This window comes from Thalassobellus citreus (assembly GCF_044385915.1).
In the GTDB taxonomy this organism is placed as follows: domain Bacteria; phylum Bacteroidota; class Bacteroidia; order Flavobacteriales; family Flavobacteriaceae; genus Thalassobellus; species Thalassobellus citreus.
In genome coordinates this window covers 227,736-248,274 of the sequence record NZ_JBISCC010000129.1, presented here as the reverse complement: position 1 = coordinate 248,274, position 20,539 = coordinate 227,736, and the positions used below count along the sequence as shown (strand labels likewise).

Annotated in this window: 12 protein-coding genes; 4 read left to right on the top strand and 8 right to left on the bottom strand. The window is 32.0% G+C overall.

Features of this window, described 5'->3' with window-relative positions:
• Position 1: 1 nt before the first annotated feature.
• The 4 genes from ACH5TX_RS17065 to rhaM are packed head-to-tail and all read left to right on the top strand — an operon-like array spanning position 2 to position 4,111.
• Positions 2-1,393, top strand: coding sequence for a glycoside hydrolase family 88/105 protein (locus tag ACH5TX_RS17065; protein WP_439340702.1), 1,392 nt, complete (start codon positions 2-4; stop codon positions 1,391-1,393).
• Between the two features lie 5 nt (positions 1,394-1,398).
• Positions 1,399-2,766 carry a sulfatase family protein gene (locus tag ACH5TX_RS17060; RefSeq protein ID WP_439340701.1) on the top strand — a complete coding sequence of 456 codons (1,368 nt, stop codon included), beginning with the start codon at positions 1,399-1,401 and terminating at the stop codon, positions 2,764-2,766.
• A 13-nt stretch (positions 2,767-2,779) separates the two neighbouring features.
• Positions 2,780-3,787 carry a family 43 glycosylhydrolase gene (locus ACH5TX_RS17055; RefSeq protein ID WP_439340700.1) on the top strand — a complete coding sequence of 336 codons (1,008 nt, stop codon included), beginning with the start codon at positions 2,780-2,782 and terminating at the stop codon, positions 3,785-3,787.
• On the top strand, positions 3,788-4,111 hold the full coding sequence (rhaM, locus tag ACH5TX_RS17050; RefSeq protein ID WP_439340699.1) for an L-rhamnose mutarotase: 324 nt from the start codon (positions 3,788-3,790) through the stop codon (positions 4,109-4,111).
• Between the two features lie 29 nt (positions 4,112-4,140).
• On the opposite strand, the gene ACH5TX_RS17045 is transcribed toward rhaM, so the two are convergent.
• From ACH5TX_RS17045 to ACH5TX_RS17010, 8 genes are all read right to left on the bottom strand, one after another.
• A complete protein-coding gene (locus tag ACH5TX_RS17045; RefSeq protein WP_439340698.1) occupies positions 4,141-5,613 on the bottom strand; it encodes a right-handed parallel beta-helix repeat-containing protein in 1,473 nt (490 codons plus the stop codon).
• A gap of 204 nt (positions 5,614-5,817) precedes the next feature.
• Complete coding sequence (locus ACH5TX_RS17040; RefSeq protein ID WP_439340697.1) at positions 5,818-7,461, bottom strand: right-handed parallel beta-helix repeat-containing protein; 1,644 nt, start codon at positions 7,459-7,461, stop codon at positions 5,818-5,820.
• Positions 7,462-7,586: 125 nt separating this feature from the next.
• Complete coding sequence (locus ACH5TX_RS17035; RefSeq protein WP_439340696.1) at positions 7,587-9,344, bottom strand: RagB/SusD family nutrient uptake outer membrane protein; 1,758 nt, start codon at positions 9,342-9,344, stop codon at positions 7,587-7,589.
• A gap of 20 nt (positions 9,345-9,364) precedes the next feature.
• A complete protein-coding gene (locus ACH5TX_RS17030; RefSeq protein WP_439340695.1) occupies positions 9,365-12,520 on the bottom strand; it encodes a SusC/RagA family TonB-linked outer membrane protein in 3,156 nt (1,051 codons plus the stop codon).
• Between the two features lie 21 nt (positions 12,521-12,541).
• On the bottom strand, positions 12,542-13,996 hold the full coding sequence (locus tag ACH5TX_RS17025) for a fasciclin domain-containing protein (RefSeq protein WP_439340694.1): 1,455 nt from the start codon (positions 13,994-13,996) through the stop codon (positions 12,542-12,544).
• Positions 13,997-14,043: 47 nt separating this feature from the next.
• The gene (locus ACH5TX_RS17020) at positions 14,044-15,729 is read right to left on the bottom strand and encodes a fasciclin domain-containing protein (RefSeq protein ID WP_439340693.1); all 1,686 of its coding nucleotides are present in this window, start codon (positions 15,727-15,729) and stop codon (positions 14,044-14,046) included.
• 10 nt (positions 15,730-15,739) lie between these two features.
• Positions 15,740-17,242: a RagB/SusD family nutrient uptake outer membrane protein gene (locus ACH5TX_RS17015; RefSeq protein ID WP_439340692.1), complete on the bottom strand. Its 1,503-nt coding sequence runs from the start codon at positions 17,240-17,242 to the stop codon at positions 15,740-15,742.
• Positions 17,243-17,260: 18 nt separating this feature from the next.
• The gene (locus ACH5TX_RS17010) at positions 17,261-20,539 is read right to left on the bottom strand and encodes a SusC/RagA family TonB-linked outer membrane protein (RefSeq protein WP_439340691.1); all 3,279 of its coding nucleotides are present in this window, start codon (positions 20,537-20,539) and stop codon (positions 17,261-17,263) included.

Genomic DNA, 20,539 nt, shown 5'->3' with positions numbered 1-20,539 from the left:
AATGAATATTAAGACATTTACAAATACCATCAGTATCAAAAAAAATTTAATATTTTTATCAGTAATTTGTTTTGTTTCCTGTACAAATTCAGTAAAAAAAGAAGTGGTAGAAGAACCGCAAAATGACACCAATGCGCCTTTACATGCTTTACAACCGGACTACCCTATTCCATATGGAGTTAGGTCTGTTGAAGATATTACAAAAACCTTAGACAAAGTATATTCATTTTTAGAAACAAATACTGCTTCTAAGCTTTTAGATAATAAAACAAAAGAGGAAATAACTAATTTAGAAGACCTTAGCGAAAATACTATTTTTGAAGAAGGAGCCTTTAGACTTACAAGTTATGAATGGGGTGTTACCTATGCAGGAATGTTAGCCGTAACAGATGCTACAGGTGATAAAAAATATGCCGATTACACGAATAAAAGGTTACAAATTTTTGCAGATATAGCTCCATATTACTCAAAACAACTAGCAAACAACAAAGATTTTGCATCTCCAATAAAAAAATCATTAAAACCACATGCTCTAGATGATGCCGGTGCTATTTGTGCTGCTATGATTAAGGCCAAAAGATCAGGGTCAAATGCTAATCTTCAACCTTTAATTGATAATTTTATTAATTATATAAGCAACAAACAATTTCGTTTACCAGATGGTACTTTAGCTAGAAATAGGCCACAACCTAACACATTATGGTTAGATGATTTATTTATGAGTGTTCCCGCTTTAGCACAAATGGGAAAACTAACAGGAGATGATAAATATTTTGATGATGCCGTAAAACAAGTTCGTCAATTTTCAGAACGTATGTTCAACACAGAAAATAATTTATATATGCATGGTTGGGTGCAGGCTATGGATGAACACCCAGAATTTCATTGGGCACGTGCTAATGGTTGGGCAGTCATGACACTTGTAGAACTATTAGAAGTACTGCCAAAGAATCATGAAGGTTATAATGATGTTTTAAAACAATTGCAAGCACATATTAAAGGGCTTGTGAAATATCAAGATGGCACAGGTTTTTGGCATCAACTTATTGATAGAAATGACACTTATTTAGAAACATCTGCAACTGCTATTTATGCCTACGCAATTACAAAAGCTATAAATAGAGGTTATATTGAAAAAATGGTGTATTCTCCAATAGCATTATTAGCTTGGAATGCCATATCAACAAAAGTAAACACAAAAGGCCATGTTGAAGGAACTTGTGTAGGTACAGGTATGGGCTTTGATCCTGCATTTTACTATTACAGGCCTATAAATATTTATGCGGCTCATGGCTATGGCCCTGTATTATTAGCTGGTGCTGAAATAATAACACTATTGAAAAACAACGAATTTGAAATAAATGATAGCTCCCTTCAATTAAAAATCAAGTAATATTTATGTTTAAATCAATAAATCTCCTCTTCCTTTTTCTATGCTTTTTGATATTAAGTTGTAACAAAAAAACAGAGCAAAAAGTAAAAAAACAAAATCCTAACATTCTAGTTATTATAGCAGATGATGCTGGTTGGAATGATGTTGGCTATCATGGTTCTGAAATTAAAACACCTAATATCGACTGGCTCGCTAATAATGGTGTGCAGTTAGATAGGTTTTATGCAAACCCAACCTGTTCTCCATCGCGAGTATCTTTGTTAACAGGTATGCCTGCCAGTAGAATTGGTATAGTGGCTCCTATTAGTGGAAAAAGTAAAAAAACACTTCCAGATTCTATTACAACTTTACCCCAAGTGCTAAAAAAGCATCATTACGAAAATGCATTGTTTGGAAAATGGCATTTAGGATTAGATATAAAAAATGGCCCAAATGCCTTTGGATTTGACTATTCGTATGGGTTTCTTCACGGACAAATAGATCAATATACACATCGTTATAAAAATGGAGATGCGAGTTGGTACAGGAATGATAAAATGATTGAAGAAGAAGGCCATACTACCGATTTATTAACAAAAGAAGTCATAGAATGGCTAACTACAAAACGAGATACTACTAAAAGCTTCTACTTACAATTGGCACATAGCGCTCCTCATTTTCCTTTACAAGAAGAAAACAAATGGAAAGAACCTTATTTAGAGACTATTGCAGACGATTCTAGAAGAGATTACGCAGCAGCAATGGCTCATATGGATCACAGTATTGGAAAGGTTTTAAAAACCTTAAAGGAGCTAAATATAGAAGATAATACATTAGTTATTTTTATGAGCGATAATGGCGCTATGGAAAAATGGTACCCAACTTATCAATATAACGGCGAACATGGTCCAAATCCTGTATTAGGAAATAATGAACCACTACGCGACTGGAAAGCTTCTAACTACGAAGGAGCTATACGTGTACCCGCCATTTTATATTGGAAAAACCACTTAAATTCTGAAAACAATTTGAATTTCATGTCGGTTTCAGATGTTATGCCAACAATACTTTCATTAATTAATGTAGACATTCCTAAAGGTGTTGAAGGTGTTAATACTTGGCCTTCAATTTTAAATTCTCAAGAAGAAACAACACATGACATTTATGTTCGTGGACACAAACAAGAAAGCCTAATACATAAGCCTTGGAAAATTATTAGAAACCGTTATAAAGATAATTCACCAGCAACTTATCAGCTATATAATATTGAATTAGATCCTGAAGAAAAAGAAAATTTAATTAATGAAAATGCTTCTGTATTAGCTGAAATGAAAACATTACTTCAAAATCAATTTATTAAAGATGATAAAACCGTAAATGTTGAATTAAAATAATCTTGATAATTAAATGAAGTTAAAACTCATATATTTAATATTGCTACTATTTTGCGTGTCTTGCAAGACAAATAATACTGTTAAAAAAAATAATATAGCAGATAAACCTCTTTTTAAAGACCCTGTTTTTAATGGCGCTGCCGACCCATCAATTATTTGGAACGCAAAGGAAAAAAAATGGTTTATGTTCTATACAAATAGACGTGCGAGTGATAGTTCTGCAAAAGGTGTTGCTTGGGTACATGGTACTAAAATAGGTGTAGCCGAATCTAAAGACGGTGCCCATTGGAAGTATAAAGAAACTTGTAATATAAATTATGATATAAAAGATGTTACATATTGGGCTCCCGATGTATTAGAACATGACGGTATATATCATATGTATTTAACTATTGTTCCTGGTATTTTTGAAGATTGGTACCACCCGAGGCAAATAATTCATTTAACAAGTAAAAATTTAATTGATTGGAAATTCGAATCCAAATTAAAACTAGCTTCAGAACGTTGTATAGATGCCGATGTTTTCCAATTACCAAATGGCACATGGCGTATGTATTACAATAATGAAAATGATGGGAAATCAATTTATTATGCAGATAGTGAAGATTTATACCATTGGGTAGATAGCAGAAAAAGAGCAATAAAAGATCGAGGAGAAGGACCAAATGTTTTTTATTGGAAAGGTAAAAATTGGATGGTTAATGATGCCTGGAAAGGACTAGGTGTTTATTCTTCTCAAGACTTTATAAATTGGAAACGCCAAAAAAAGAATATTTTACAAATCCCAGGAACTGGGAAAGACGACATGGTAAAAGGCGGACATCCTGATATTATTGTTCAAGGAGAGAAAGCCTATGTGTTTTATTTTACACATCCTGAAAGAACACCAGATAATAATAAAATAGATTCTTATGCTACAAGAAGAAGCTCTATTCAAGTAGCCGAATTAGAATACGAAAATGGAGAAATTATCTGTAATAGAAACAAACCTGTTTACATTAACCTAAAACCATCAAAATAAATGAATGACACCATAAAAAACGCCTTTAAAATGAAATTAAAACCTGGTTTTGAGACAGAATATAAAAAGCGACACGACGAAATATGGCCAGAACTTTCTGCGTTACTTTCTGAAACCGGCATACAAGATTATAGTATTTATTTAGATGAAGAAACCTTGATACTTTTTGCTGTACAAAAAATAAGTAAAAACTTTGACAAAGATTATTTACCAAACCATCCTATAGTAAAAAAATGGTGGGCATATATGGGAGATATTATGGAAACAAATCCAGATAATTCGCCCATTGAAAAACCTTTAAAAGAGGTTTTTCATATGGACTAAAAATCTGAAAACAAACAACTATATTTAAACTATTGAATAGTAATTATTTTACTACTTCTTTGGGTGTCTTTTCCTTTTAATACTAGTAAATAATTACCAGATGCTAATTTGTTTCTACCTAAAACAATAGCATTTCTTCCTTGAGAATAGCTCTTTTCAGGAACATCAAACACCTTAACACCCATCAAATTATATATAGATATTTTAACCTTTGAAGCTTGATTTAAATTAAAAACAACATTGGTTTCACTAGAAAAAGGATTTGGATAATTAGAAACACCTTCAAACTTATTAATCGCATTAACACCTAGTGTTGACGTTTCAAAAGGACCTAAATCTGGTGCTGTACCATTAAAAGCTAAACCAACATCAATACCAGCGTCAATAAGATCGCTTCCTGCATTCACCTTCATAAAATCAATATCTGGTAAACTTCCGTCTGCTTTTCTAGCTGATGTTAATAAGGCTATATCTAAGCTTACATAATCGCTAGCATTTACTACAATACCATTCTGCCAACTATTATTTGTTAAGTCTAATGTAGTTGCTCTGTAACTATCGCTGCTATTTCCAGAAAGACTAACGGTATTTTTAATTTCAAGTAAATTTGCTATGTTAGAGCTACTAAAATTTATATTTCTGCCGTTACTATAAGATGCACAATTATAAATAACAACATCTCCTCTATTACTATTATGGTCAAATCCATCATATACATTACCAGCAGCAATACAGTTTGCATAACTAGCATTATGCTTTAATAACTTAACGCCACTAGATGATTTATCGCTACCTCCTGTTTTAAAACCATTTCCATCTCCTGAACCAACGGTTCCATCTTTTAAATAACCGTTTTTAATGGCCCAACAATTTTCGTGAGTAGTAGTAATATTATCAGCTCCTCTTAAGTAGCCATCCCAACCATCATCAAGGTTTTGCCATGCACGGCAACCTATAAATTTATTACCAGTTCCTGCATCTAGCTTACATGCAAAACCATCGGCATTTTCTTTACTTGAATCTGCATTATAAAAGGAATCACAATTTAAAACAGTATTATTATTTCCTCCACTTGCTATTTGAAGTCCCGTGTCTTTACACTCACTAAATGTGCAAAATTCTATTAAATTATAAGCTCCATTTATAAATAAGCCATTATCTCCTGCACCAAAAACATCAATACCTTTTATATGCCAATAACTACCAGATAATGATATAGCACGATTAGATGAACTTTCAGACATAGAAGAAAAATCAAAAAGAGGTCTAGAATTATTATCTGGATGCGATAAAAAAGAAATCATGTTCCCATTTGTACCACTTCTAGAAATTGAAAATTTTGAATTAAAAGTATACGTACCTTCTAAAACATAAATAACATCTCCTGCTGACGCAGTTGATAATGCAGATAAAACTTGTTGTGAAGTACTTACAGTAGTTTCTGTAGCAATAGCTGTTAAATAATTAAAAAGTAGTAGGACAATTAATAATTTATGTTTCATAATAATTTATTTAGTTGATAATATTCTATAATAATTAATCATAGACTAAACAAATTACAAGACAGATTATAATAACCCTTGTTTTTTTTTATTTTTTAACTTATTAAGAAAAAGTAAGTTTCGCTATAAATATAAAAGCGAAAATATTTTTCATAAAAAAACCAAGTACAAAGGCTTGGTTTTAAATATCTCGTTTTAATTTAATTAGTATACACTAATAAGTTTACTATTCGTTTGACCATCAGAACTTTTTATAACTAATAAATAGTTCCCTGATGCTAAATCATTTCTATTCAAATTGAATGCATTTTTACCTCCAGAAAATGTTCTTTCTGGTAATTCAAATACTTTTACCCCCATTAAGTTATAAACATATGTTTTTACTTTTGAAGCTTGCTTTAAATTAAAAACTATTCTGGTTTCATTTGAAAAAGGGTTTGGATAATTTGAAAAGTTATTTAGCAATTCATTCTTTTTTAAACTTAAAGTTGCAAATTCTGAATACCCTAAATCTGGAGCAAGTCCATTAAAAGAAAAACCTACATCTAACCCCGCATCAATAAGGTCGCTACCTGCAGCCAGTTTTAAAAAATCAGTATCGGGAAGGCTACCATCTGGTTTTCTAGGTGCCTTTAATAACTCTATATCATAAGCAATAAAATCTTCAGGTGTAATAGATACACTTAAATCAAAATAATTATTATTAAGAGTACATTGAGCTTTATCAATTTTTGTTACTTCGTCTGAAGGCGAAGATGCACCAGCTCCTAAATTGTTAGCCATTACATGCCCCCAACCATCAACATCTGTACCATAATCTGTAGCATTTAATGCTTTACAATTTAGCATATTATAGTTTTCAGGGTTTTGAAATGCAGAATTATTATACCAATAATTTCCATTTAAATGATGATTTGCATAAAACCCTCTTAATCTGTTTTTTGCAGCTATACAAAATTGAACTGTATTCATTGGTATAGGCGAATATCTATCTCGAACTTGGGTAAAAGTTTGTGCTGCCTTACCATAACCTCCTGCTTTAAAACCTGTACCATCACCTCTTGCAACTAAATCATTCCCTGTTCCTGTAACAGATGAATATCCGTTATAAAAAGCCCAACAATTCTCTATTAATACTGGTTCTGCTGAATTAATCAAATCAAAACCATCATCACTGTTTAACCAAGCACGACAACCTCTAAAAACATTTCCTGTGTCACCATTTCTAACATGACAACCAAACCCATCAACGTTTCCTCCTCTACCTCCATCAGAAACTGAATCCCAATTTTCGTAAGCATCACAATTTAAGATTAAGTTATTAGAGCCATCAAGTATATAAACACCAATAGCCATATTGTTATGCATGCTAATATTTTCTAGTGTATTGTTACTTCCTTTTATTTCAAAACATTCAGATTGTGTATGACCTGTAATAGTTACCTGAACACCTATTATTTCAATACCTTTAATATGAATATTACTTCCTGTTAGGTAAAAAGCAAAAATGCGTTTATCAGCAGGTTTTATATTCGAATAATCAAAAACAGGTTTTTCATCTTGGTAAGCAAAATAGTTTATTCCGTTTTTATCTAATTCTGTAACATAAGCCCATATATCTTTATATCTATCTATTTGATCTTCTCGCATAATATAGTTGCCTCCTCTAATATAAACAGTATCACCAAATGAAGCTAATTCTTGTGCTCTTTTAATAGACTCAACAGGACTTGATATGGTTCCGTAATTTGTAGTATCATTACCATTAGGAGCAACGTAATAATCAGCTGCAAACATCATGGAGTTTGTAAAAACAATTGTTAAAATTGTAACTATTTTTTTTAACATAATATTACTTTTTTAAGTATAAATTTAGGGGATATTTTATAGGTTAATTATAAGAAAATAGATTTTCGTAAATGTATAGTTACAAAAATCTATTTTATTAATTTTATAGGAAGCTAAATCCTTAGTTATTCGTCTTCTTTCCATGTAAATGGCAAATACCAATTATCAGTATTCAATAATCTAGAATGAACAGCTTCAGCATTTGCATTACCTTCTTTTATAAGTTTATCTCGAATTTTATCAGCAAGAAATGCAGGATCATTACGGCGTAAAGCAACTCGAACTAAATCTCCCCAACGGTTACCTTCAAAAGCTAATTCTAAAGCGCTTTCTTTAATAAGATTGTCTTCAATAGAAATTAAACTATCTCCAACTACTTCAGCTCTTTGTACATAAGCTCTACCTCTTATACCTCCATTTCGATGCCAATCACTTCTGAAATAAGGGAAATCACCTTGTCTTGCATCAAAATTATATGGATATGGCAAATGTGTTTGTTCTATATTTGTTACATCAGTTTCTCCTGAAACAGTATATTCACGCTGCAAGCCAAAATTTAAAAGTGCATCAGCTACTCTGTGTTGACCATCACGATTTGCAGCTTCTGCAAAACGCAAATGAAGTTTTGCTGCACGGTAAAGCATCCAACGTCCTGTTTTATTTGAAGAAATAGTATTGGTATAAAAATTAGTCACTGGATCTATATAATTATATAAATACTTTTTTACAACAGGATTTTCCCCATCCATAAAATAGCTGAATTTCTGACCTCTAGCATCATAAGGAATTCCGTTGTTTTGTTTCTCATTATCCCATAACGAAATAGCTTCTTGAGATGGTTTAATAAGATAATCATTAGCAAAAAGATCGACAAAAGGGTATTTAGGAGAAAAAACAAAAGAATATGGTATAGACCAAACCCATTCTGTATTCCACAAAACATCAGCTTCACGAGCAAAAATACTACCCCAACCTTTAGTATTGCTAATAACTAAACCAGTAGCATCTTGTTCTCTATATCTTAAATATCCTACTGCTAAGTCTTCATTTGAAGCAATCTCAGCATATTTAACACGATATGTATCAAAAACTTCAGAATCATTTCCACTGCCTGTACCTGTTTCCATGACATTTTTATAATGACTTGCAGCTTCTAAATAATTACCTTTCCATAATTGAATATCTCCAAGAAGACATCCTTTATTTATAAAAAATTTCTCTGTACTAAATCCATCTACATTAATAAGTAAAGAACTACCAGTAGCATACAAATCCTTATAAGGTAAATCCTCAGTAAATGCTATTAGCTCATCAAGTAATTCATCAAAAGAAATTCTAGGATAAGTAGTTAAATCTTTAACATCATTAATATTAGCAATTGGTTCAGTAATATAAGGAACACTTCCATAATGAATTCCTAACTGTAAATATAACCAACTTCTTAAAGCACCAACATCAGAATACCGTTGATTAAAATCGGTCGCATCCATTCTATTATCTGCCCTCATTAATAGAAAATTTTTCAGAATATCATTACAGTTGTTAATTAATTCATAAAAATCTTTAGGGTTTGCGTATGGATTTTTTTGACTAACTGAATGTTCATTTAATTCTTGAAGCGTTAAATCAGCATTAATTGTTGGACTAAGCAAATCTGCTCTTAATTCATTAAGTACAACATATTTCTCTGCAAGGCCTATAAATTTGCCATAAAGCCCAACTATGGCTGCATCTGCATCAAAAACATCACGGTAAACTTGATCTATGTTTAATTTATCTTGAGGCTCAACTTCTATATAATCCTGACAAGAAGATAAACCCAAAAAAACGACTAAGGTTCCTAGAGTGATTTTTTTACTAATATTGTTAATCATTGTTCTCATTTTTCTCATTTTAAAAATCATTATAGTCCTAAGCGTAATCCTAATTGTATTGTCATAAACTGAGGCATCAAACCAATATCTGCACCTTGACCAAAAATAGATGATGATGCACTAAACTCAGGATCATAACCTAAATAATCAGTTAATGTAAATAGGTTATTTCCACTAGCATAAACCTTCATATATTTTATAGATTTAGAATCTACATCAATATCGTAAGATATAACAAGTGTTTTAAGCCTTATGTATGATCCATTTTCTATCCATCTACTAGAAAATGAAGCATTTCCTAATGGATCTCCCCAAGTAGCTCTTGGTATTGAAGTTTGTTGTCCTTCAGCTATCCAACGATTGTTTATTGCCGTACTTTGATTTTCGAAACCACTCATTTTCTCTAAACTTTGACGTACACCATTGTATAAATCATTTCCTTCTGAAAAACTGAATAAAGCAGAAACACTTAATTTCTTATAAGTAAAGTTGGTACTTAAGCTTCCTGTGAAATCTGGATTTGGATTACCAATTACTTGTCGGTCATCATTATCAATAACTTTATCTCCATTAATATCTTCAAAAATAACATCTCCTCCTCTAAAAGGCATTAAACTTCCGTTTTCTAAACGTTTAGATAGTCCTATTGAAGTTGCTTGAGCTGTTGTTTCATACACCCCATTTGCTTTAAATCCATAAAACAAATTAGCATCTTGACCTTCATCAGTTATGTATGTTGCACCTCCAAATTGAGTAATAATTCTATCATTAGGTATATCTAAAACTTCATTTTTATATCTAGCTACATTTAAGCCTAAATCGAATTTCACATCCGGTGTGTTAATTAATCGGCTATTAAGTCCAACTTCAAAACCACGGGTATTCATAGTGCCACTATTAGAAACAATATAATCAAAACCACTCGGAGTTGTTAATGTTTCATAAGTAATCATGTCTGTAGTTTTATTTTCAAAAACATCTAAAGATGCATTAAGACGCTCATTAAACAGCGATAAATCTGTTCCCAAATTTATTTTACGCACCGTTTCCCATTTTAATTCAGGGTTTCCAATATTTCCTCTAACCAAACCTTGAATACCTAATAAATTTTGAGACACATATAATTGTTGTGCTGTATAGTTTCCAATATCGTCATTACCACTTATTCCTATACTTGCGCGAAGTTTAAATAAATTGATACCTGAATTTTTCATAAACTTTTCAGATGAAACTAACCATGCTGCTGATAAAGAACCTAGACCTGTAGCAGATATATCTTCTCCAAATCGGCTTGAACCATCATATGAAGCATTAAGTGTTAAAAAATATTTATTTAGGTGACTATACTGTCCGCTAAAGTAGGCGTTATACCAATTCCATTCTCCTAAAGCTCCTCCTACTTGTCTTAAAAGATTACTCCCTGCTCCAACTGTTGTAAAGTCATCTGTAGCTGAATTAAAACCTAATCCTAAATCACTTTCAGACTCATTTGATTGTGTTCTCAAACCTAAACGAACATCAATATTACTTTTATAATTAAAGTCCTTAGTGAAACTTAAAAAACCATCTGTATAAAGAGAATAGTAACGTTGTACTTCACTACCACTACGATTAGTCGCTGTAATTAACTCTATTGGAGATTGAATGTTTGCTACACCAAAATCTGGAATAAAAAAGTTTTCACGCTCTTTGTTATAAGTTAATCCAACTAAAAGATTTGCTTTTAATGCTTTAGTAAAATCATATTGAAATTTTAGATTACCAAAGAATCTGTAATTCTTATTTATAGCAATACCATTTTCAATAATTGCATTTGGGTTACCTACATCAAAAATATCAACATCTGCTAGATTTGGAGAAACTTCTCCTGTTTCGTTTATAACGTTTACTGCTGTAAATGGTGATTTAGTAAGACCCAAATAAATTGGACTTGTTTTATATGCAAGCCCTTGATTGTTTTGGTTCTCATTATTATAAACAAAAGACAAATTAGCATTGACTAAAAGCTTTTCTGAAAGACGTAAAGAAGAGTTCAATCTTACATTATATCTTTGTAAATCAGAGTTCCCTGCAATACCTTCACTATTTAAATAGCCTACAGATATACCATATTTTGCAATTTCATCTCCACCTCTAATTTTTAAGAAATAACTTTGATTTGCACTGCTTTTAAAAACTTGATCTTGCCAATTTGTTTGATTGTGGTATTGGTAATAAGATCCACTATCACGATTATCTAACATCCATGGCTGAGCAGCAATTTGTTCTTGACTAGCTCCACCGGTAGCAAATAATTGAGACAAATAAGTTCTATATTCACCAGAGTTCATTACAGGTAATTCATGAGAGTCTTCATTAATACCTCCATACATGGTGAAATCGATTTTTGTACTTAAATCAACTGGTCGAGTTGTAGTAATTATTATTACTCCATTTGCTCCCTTTGTTCCATATAATGAAGAACCATCTTTTAAAACAGTTATATCTTCAATATCCTTTACATCTAACATTGAAAGCGGTGATGAAATATTATACTGAATAATTCCTGAACCATAATCTTCATCATCATAAATCATTCCATCTAAAACTATTAAGGGCTTATTTGTTGCATAAAGTGAATTAAAACCTCTTAATGTTAAATAAGAACCAACTCCAGGTACACCAGAGTTACCAACACTGTTAAGACCTGCCACACGACCTTGCAGGAAGCTTGTTACTGATTGATTAACAGGATTTCCCCATTGGTCTTTTTCAAAATCGACCACTTGTGCTGCTTTTGGACTAGTATATTGCAATTGTTCTGTACTAGATAAATTTGCTGTTTGATAAAATTGAGAATAACTATCTTCAAAAAGATTAATTTCAATTTCTTTATTTCTATTATTTAAAGGAAAAACTTTAGTTTGATAATTTTGCCCGCTTACTAAAAGTAGGCTATTAAGATGTGGTACGTTAATAGAAAAGCTTCCATCTTCGTCTGAAATTGCAGCAGAAAAGCCTTCAACAGCAATATTAATTCCAGAAATGCCCTCTCCTGTTTTAGCATTTTTTATAAGTCCAATAACTTGGATTCCTTTATTTTTTTTAGAATCTACAGATGTAGAATCTTGAGCATAAAGGTTACTGTCAATTCCACCTAATAAAAGTATGCAGAGTAGACTAGTTAGTTTCAATATTTTAAGCATAATAGTTGGTTTAAAAGACATTTATTTAATTACTGGAACTAGTTTTAAGTAATCTAGAGTTAGAGTGTTATTACCGTTTGTTCCTGTATTTGCAGCAACAAGAGATATTAGGTCTAGCCTACCTGCTTCATCAAGAGTAAACTCGCCTACAAATGTTTCGTCATATACATCTTGTAACACATCTGTATACTCAAGTTCAGCTATTGGGTTTTCTACTGTACCATCTGGTAAAATAGTACCTCCAAAGCGTAAAGTTTGCTGAAAATCATTCCCTTGTATATCGTTAATAGCCCTCCAATACACTTTATAGGTTGTACTGTATAAATTATTTGCACTATAATTAATTGCAAACAAAGGGGTTTTATGATTTTGAACCATAATATCATAAAACATAACTCCGTCCGGATCTTCTTTTTCTCTATAATATGTATTAGAACGTTTATTTTCACTAAAACTATCTGGTTCTTCTCCTTCTATTTGTGTTGTCAATAATCTTGTTTCTAAAGGTACTTCAAGCGTACTCATTATATAAACAATACCATTACTTAATTGCACTTCTTCTACAATATTACTCTTATCAATAGGAACTTTAACTCCAAAACTTGATACAAGTGTATCTGGAAGATTCTCACGTGCTACAGCCTTATGGAAAGCAAAATCTCTTGTAGTAAAGTACCTAGCATAAATGGTTGTAGAATCTTGATTGCTTTTTGTTAAATATGGCTCCATTTTTTCTACCTCTGAATTGTAACCATCATTTTCTAACATGAAAAAAGTATATTTATTTTTCTCATTATTTAGATTATAAATATTTTTAAGATAGGAGTTAGTTAATGAATCTGCGTACATTTCATGAATTTCTTCTTCACTTGCCTTAGCTATACTATCAGATTGGTATACGTTAAATTCAGTTAGCGATAATAAATATGCACTCATTTCATTAGTACCAGATTTCTCATTTATATACTGCCAAATATTAGATTTAGGCTCTAATGCTTTATTAATAATATGAAATACCCCATTAGAAGCATATTGATCTGTAGTAACAACAGGCGACTGTGCCATAACATTACCATTTTTGAATTCTAAGTATTTATTAGAAAGCATTTGTACGGTAACAGTATCGGCTTCTGTAACTGAAGAAAAAGCTGTTAAAGCAATATGATTTTTTACAAATAATTTTTTGCTGTTCAAATCACTTAATAAAGTGGGATCAACCTGATTTAATGCTTCATTTGTAGGAGCCCAAACCGTATAGGTTTTAGAATTAGATAGCTGAGTATCATAACCTGTTTCTACTAAAAGCTTACCAAATTCAGAAGTTTCAGAAGTATTCTGTATACGCTCACTTAGATTTTCTGTGAGGCTTTTGTCGTTCGTATTACTACGTTCTTCCCAAGGGTCTGAGCAAGAAATAGCTGCAATAAGAGCAAAACTGGCCAAAAAGCCTTTTGTGTATGTTTTAATTGATATCATCCTTAATGGATTAGTTTAAATATTATTAATTATATTAATTATGATGCTTATTCATAAATGAGTCCGTCACCACCCGATTCGAACTTAGGATATAATTGATCCATATCTATAGGTCTGAATTCAACTATATCTATCCAAGTTTCACCATTTCTACTATCTTGAACAGCTTCTAAGGTTAACTTATGTGTTCCTGTTGTTTTAATCTCTACAATACCAGCTAGTCTACAATTAAATCTGTTGGTATGAGGCTCAATATGTCTTTTATAACCTTGAGATTCTAAGACACGTTCTGGAAGTGATGTATTACCATATTCTGTGAAATTAATGAATCTTGAAAGTGTTACATCATCAACTTTTACACTAACGGCAGCTGAAGATCTTCCATTTTGTCTGTAAGACACCCAAACTTTATATGTTCCTTTTATAATTACTGGTGTATCAAAAGTTATAGGGTCTAAAAACCCATTTCTGAACCTAGTTAATTCCATTATATCACCGTGCCAAGCTCTATCTAAATAAGCACCATCACCAATTGCAGGAGCTCGATAAATTAAAGATTGATTATCTGGCCAATCAACTCTACTTAATTCACTTTTTAGGAAAGAAGCTCTATTATCAGGTTTTCTAAAAACTGAGCTAAGTTGTCTTACTTCTGGTTGATCTCCAACATCAAAATAAACTGGTGATGGAAATCTTTTTTTAATGAAAAAATTCTCTTTAACATAATGTAAAACACCATTTGATGCAGTAATGTCACTTTCACTACGATTAATTTCTACGCCCTTTTCTAAAACACCAGCAAAAGTTTGTTCATTAATTAATAGGCTATCAGCAGCTAATTTAAAAGTTACAACTTCTAGAGGAGCCTTTGTAAGAGATGCCGGTGTTACTGCTAAATCGGCTAAATAACTTAAACTTGGTACAATACGATACGCGACAAATAAATTTAAACTATCTTCTGGATTCAAAGGATCATCTAAATGACTGTATCTTGATTTTAAATCATCAATATTACTAAATCCTGCTTCTTGAAATACCTCGTTTTTTTGAGCAAGAATTGTTAAATGATTGGATATACTATCGGCATCATACGTCAAAGGTTCATTTAATCTATCAAACCAACCTGTAACCTTAAGTGCTTCAGTAAAAAGAGAAAGTGAAGGATCTTCTTCAAAAGTTTCAGCCAATGTTTTATCTGCCACAAGTAATGTTTTATCTAAAACATGTATAATTCCATTTCCAACAACTATGTTAGAATTTACTATACGAGCTTCTTTATTAACAGTAATACTTGAAGCTCCATCTATAAAAGCAGCACCAGTAATTAGGAATTGCCCCTGTAAACTAGGACTTGCTATTTTTCCATCGTTAAAAGAAGTGGTATTTACTGCTTCTGGTAAGATATGAAGCTTTGCTAATTCTTGAAGATATTCTAATGGCATATCATTTACAGAACTAACACCTTGCTCATTTAAAAATTGAGTGATGGCATCATTAGTAGGTAGAAATAATGTGTATGTACCATATGTATTCATAAAAGCAGCATAACCAGTAACATCTAAAATCTCTAAAAACAATGAATAATCATCATTTACTCTTAAAAATTCTGTAATATTAAGTGTCTCATCTGTAGATTCTTTAAATTTTTCAGATGTACAATTAAGAATAAAAATAGTCATTACAACAGCTAGTGTAAGTCTAAATAAATTGTGTGAATTAAATATTTTTTTCATGACTCTTTTTTTATTTGTAAAACGGGTTCTGAACAAGTTCCTTATTTGTAAACAACTCATTCTCATTTATAGGAAGATAATGACTATTAGAGTCTTTCATCTTAGCTATTATACTTTGTTGTTGATTTGCAGGAGCGCTTTGCAGGGCAACGGCTAAAAGAATATCTAAATATTTATAATCTTCCTTCCTAGCATTTCGTAAAAGATCAAACCAACGCTTACCTTCAAAGGCAAACTCTCGTGCACGCTCAGCAAGAATATATAATCTTATCCCTTGAGTGTCATCAACACCAAGTTGCTCTTCTGTAAGTTGAATAGCCGCTCTTTTTTGTCTAAGATCTGCTATAATATCTAAAGCTTCACTACCACGATTTAACTCGTTTAAAGCCTCTGCTTTCATTAATAATACATCAGCATAACGATATACAAACCAATGAGTATCTGATTCTTGTAACGATTTACGCTGAAATTCGTTAAGACCAGTATATTTATAAATTTCGTTAGTGCCTGGCACCATAGAAGCTCTTTCTCCACGAACATCTTTGTTCTCAGCATCTTCAAAATCAACTCCAAATACACCTTCTAGAACTATTGGTGATGCTAGATATTGCGGACGCTGTAAAAAGATGCTATAAAACGGATTAAGATTTTGAGTTGTATATTGAAGCTCAAAAATACTTTCAGTAGAATTTCCTCTAGCAAAAACAGTTGTAAACCATAAATTATTATTAGTTCCATCAATTAATGCAAAATTACCTGTGTTTATTACTTTATTGGCTGTTGCCAAGGCCGCATCATAATTTGCTTGCCACAAATAAACATCTGTTAACATAGCGTTTATAGCACTTTTAGTAATTCGCCCTTTATTTTCTACTTCTACTCCATAATCCTCAACCGCAAACCCTTCAGCGGTAATTAAATCTATAACCACTTGATCAAAAACCTCTGATTGTGAAGTTGTAGGCAATTGAAAATTATCGGCATCAGAAAGTGTTGCTTCCAATTTTAAAGGTACATCTTTAAAGGTACGAGCTAATGTAAAATATAAATACGCTCTTATGGCTAAAGCTTCAGATAAATAATTATTTAGTTGTGATTGTGTTAAAGTTGGATCATTTTCTAAAACCTCTGGAGCCAAATCAATAACCGTATTGCAAAAATTAATTATACGGTAAAATTGAGACCAACTAGTAAAACTATTAGAAGGTAATACATTAGAAGTAAGCATATCTATTTGATCGTCAACCATAAATCCTCCTGGACTTATCATATCTGCTCTAAGCTCACCATACATAAAAACAAATTCTGCAAGTGTTCGGTCGCTTCCTAAACCTGGAGGTGTATTTAACATTGATGAATAAATACCTATTACTGCTGCTCGGATATCTTCTTTCGTTTTCCAAAACTCTTCACGTATGGTTCCGTTTTCAGGTTTTAAATCTAAATAGCTATCGCAAGAGAGATTTAATATTGCTATCAAAATAGCTAAAGTATATATAATTTTTGTTCGCATGAATCAAATAGTTTATTATTAAAATCTAGTTCTAAGACCTATTGTAAAACGTCTAGTTGGTGGTGTTCTAGAATAATCAATTGCTATCCCAAAAGGATCTCCACCTCTCATGTTTACTTCTGGATCTTGACCTCTATACTTAGTAAAAGTTAAAATATTATCTGCCGTAAAAAAGAGATTTAAGTCATCCAACTTTAAATTCTTCAAAAATTCGCTACTAAACTTATAGCTAAAAGTAGCTGATCTAAATCTTAAAAAAGAGGCATCTTCAACGTAACGATCTGAACCAAGCCAGTTATAAGCTGTTCTATAAACTGCTCGTGGCATATTTGTAATATCTCCAGGATTCCTCCAACGCGATAGAGTAGCTGTACTTTGATTATCATAACCATACATATTAGTAGCCTTCATATCAGTACCATTTATAATATCATAATCTAAACGATATGTAAAGAATAATAATAATTTAATCCTATTATCAAACGATATAGATGGTCCGAAACCTCCAGTAAATTTAGGATTACTATTACCAAGATATACTACATCACGACTATCTATATTACCATCTTTATTTATATCTTCATATATCGCATCTCCCTGTTGAAACACGTAGTCTGTATTTGGGTAATTAAATCTCATATATACGTTTTGTCCATTTGGACCTGTAATCACATCTCCATTTGCATCTTTTGCAAGCGTAGATTGTGTATCTGGATAAACTCCCTTGAACCTATAACCATAAAAAGAACCGAATGGATTATCTGTTTGAAGAAAACGTTTAAATTCCCCATTACGGTCAACATTACCACTTTCACTTGGATAAAATTCTGAAATTTCACGAATTACATTTTCATTTCTCGAGATATTGAAATTAAAATCTACTCGCCACTTGTCAGACTTAAAAGGTGTTGTAAAAAGACCTATTTCCCAACCTTGATTATCAAGAGTACCAACATTTTGATCTGAAATATCAGAATATCCTGAAATACTCGTTACATCAATATCTCTAAAAAGAAGATCTCTAGTTCTATTTTGATACACATCAATATCTACAGAAAAACGATTATCAAACATTTTAAGGTTTATTCCTAAATTTTTACCAGTTAATGTTTCCCATCGTAAGTTAGACAACTCAATATTTTCTGGATACACACCACTATATCCAACATACTCAGAATTAAAATTACCATAAGTATTAAAATAACGGTAATCATAACGAGGTGCTCTTCCTGATTGTCCTATACTAGCTCTAAAACTAAAGTCATCAACAAAGTCTAAATTTTCCATAAACTTTTCCCCTGAAACCCTCCAACGTGCAGAAAGAGAAGGAAAAACGGCATAACGATTATCGGGTCCAAATTTTGAATTTCCATCACCACGAACCCCTACATTTAAAATATATTTATCTAATAAACTATACTGAGCACTAATTAAAGCAGAGACATTACGTGATTGACTATTATTATTATAAAGTCTTAATTCTGAATTTTGTGTTCTTGAAGGCACAGATGGATCTGTTAATAAAGATGATGCTGTATTAGATGTAAGTGCTTGATGAGACTCGTACCTATAATCACTAGTTTGCAACGAAACAATAGTTTGAAGATTATGATCTGTACCTAAATCTGGAGTATATACAATGTTTGTTTTTGATGTTACTGTAGTAGCATCAACATCGGCATCTGACGCTCTATTAACAACTGTTTCTGTAAAAGGTCTACCTGTAGCATTTTGTGGTAAAAACGTTTTAGCCTTTGTACTGTTAAAGTCAAACTGAAGATCGAAAGTAGAAATTAATCTTTCAGGAATTAAATCTACTTTTAAATTAAAATGTGGAACAATTCTATCTCCTGTTTGCACATTTGATGCATATTCAGCTAAAGCAACAGGATTGTAAGTACTTGAATATCCTCCTTGAATATTCTGAGCAGGTGAAAAATAATTTGGTGTTAAATCACCTAAATCATCATATTCATAAATACTCATGTTTGGCATCTTACCATATGCTACACTTCTTACTCTATCTCCACTACCAGTTCCATTAACATAATTTCGTTCTGTTTCTGTACGTGTATATGAAAAATCGGCCTTAAAACGAATTCTATCAGAAACCACATAATCTAAATTAAGACGGCCATTAATACGTTCAAAACCGGTTCCTTTTGTAACACCTTTTTGATTATAATAACCAACAGATGTATAATAGCGAGCCTTTTGCCCTCCACCTTGTAAAGATAAATTATGCTCACCTGTTATACCTGTTTGAGAAATTGCATCAACCCAATTGGTATTGTTACCATAATTCTTATACCAATAAACTTCTTGTGGGTCAAATTGAAATTCTTTAACGGTTAGTGTATTAAGAGGAGCTCCTGTACTATTCATAAATGCCTCAGGAATTAATATAGAATATTGATCGCCACTAAGCATAGGTATTGTGTTAGGAAGTTGAGACATGGTACCTGTATAGCTATATCCTATTTTTGGTGCACCTACAGCCCCCCTTTTTGTATTAATTACTAATACACCACTGGCTGCTCTAGCACCCCACATGGCAGTAGCCGCAGCATCTTTTAATATGGTAATACTTTCGATATCACTAGGGGCAACATTTAGTAAAGCCGCATATCCTTGCGCATCCGCAGAACCAAAATTAAAATCTTCAGGAATAGATGTTTCATAAGGCATACCATCAACTACAACTAAAGGGTCTGATGAACCAGTAATAGAAGATGTTCCTCTAATACGAATTTGCATACCTGCTCCTGGATCACCAGAAGCAGCAGTAATATCTACACCTGCTACTCTTCCTTGTAGTGCTTCATCAATAGAAGCTGCCTGAGTATTTTCAACATCAGCTGCCTTAATAGTAACTGCACTTGTAGTTAAATTACGTTCAGCAACTTGAAGCAATCCACTTTCTGCAGCTTTTTCAGCTGTAATTATAATTTCATCTAATCCTTCTACTGAAACTTCCATATTAACAATTATGTTCTTCTGGTTTCCAATATTTATTGTTTTAGTCTTGTAACCAAGCGTTGAAATAACTAATTGATTAGAAGTGCTTTTAACACGAATTGCAAAATTCCCATCAAAATCGGTTATAACACCTGTTATAGTACGTTTTTCAGCATCTTGTTCAATTACAGTTGCACCAGGTAAGGGTAATTTGTCACTTGCATCTAATACTTGACCTCTAATAACATTATTTACTTCTTGTGCAGATAACTGCATAGATGTTATAGAAACTAGTATAAATGAAAAGCAGTATAGTAAGTTGGTTAATTTATATTTCAT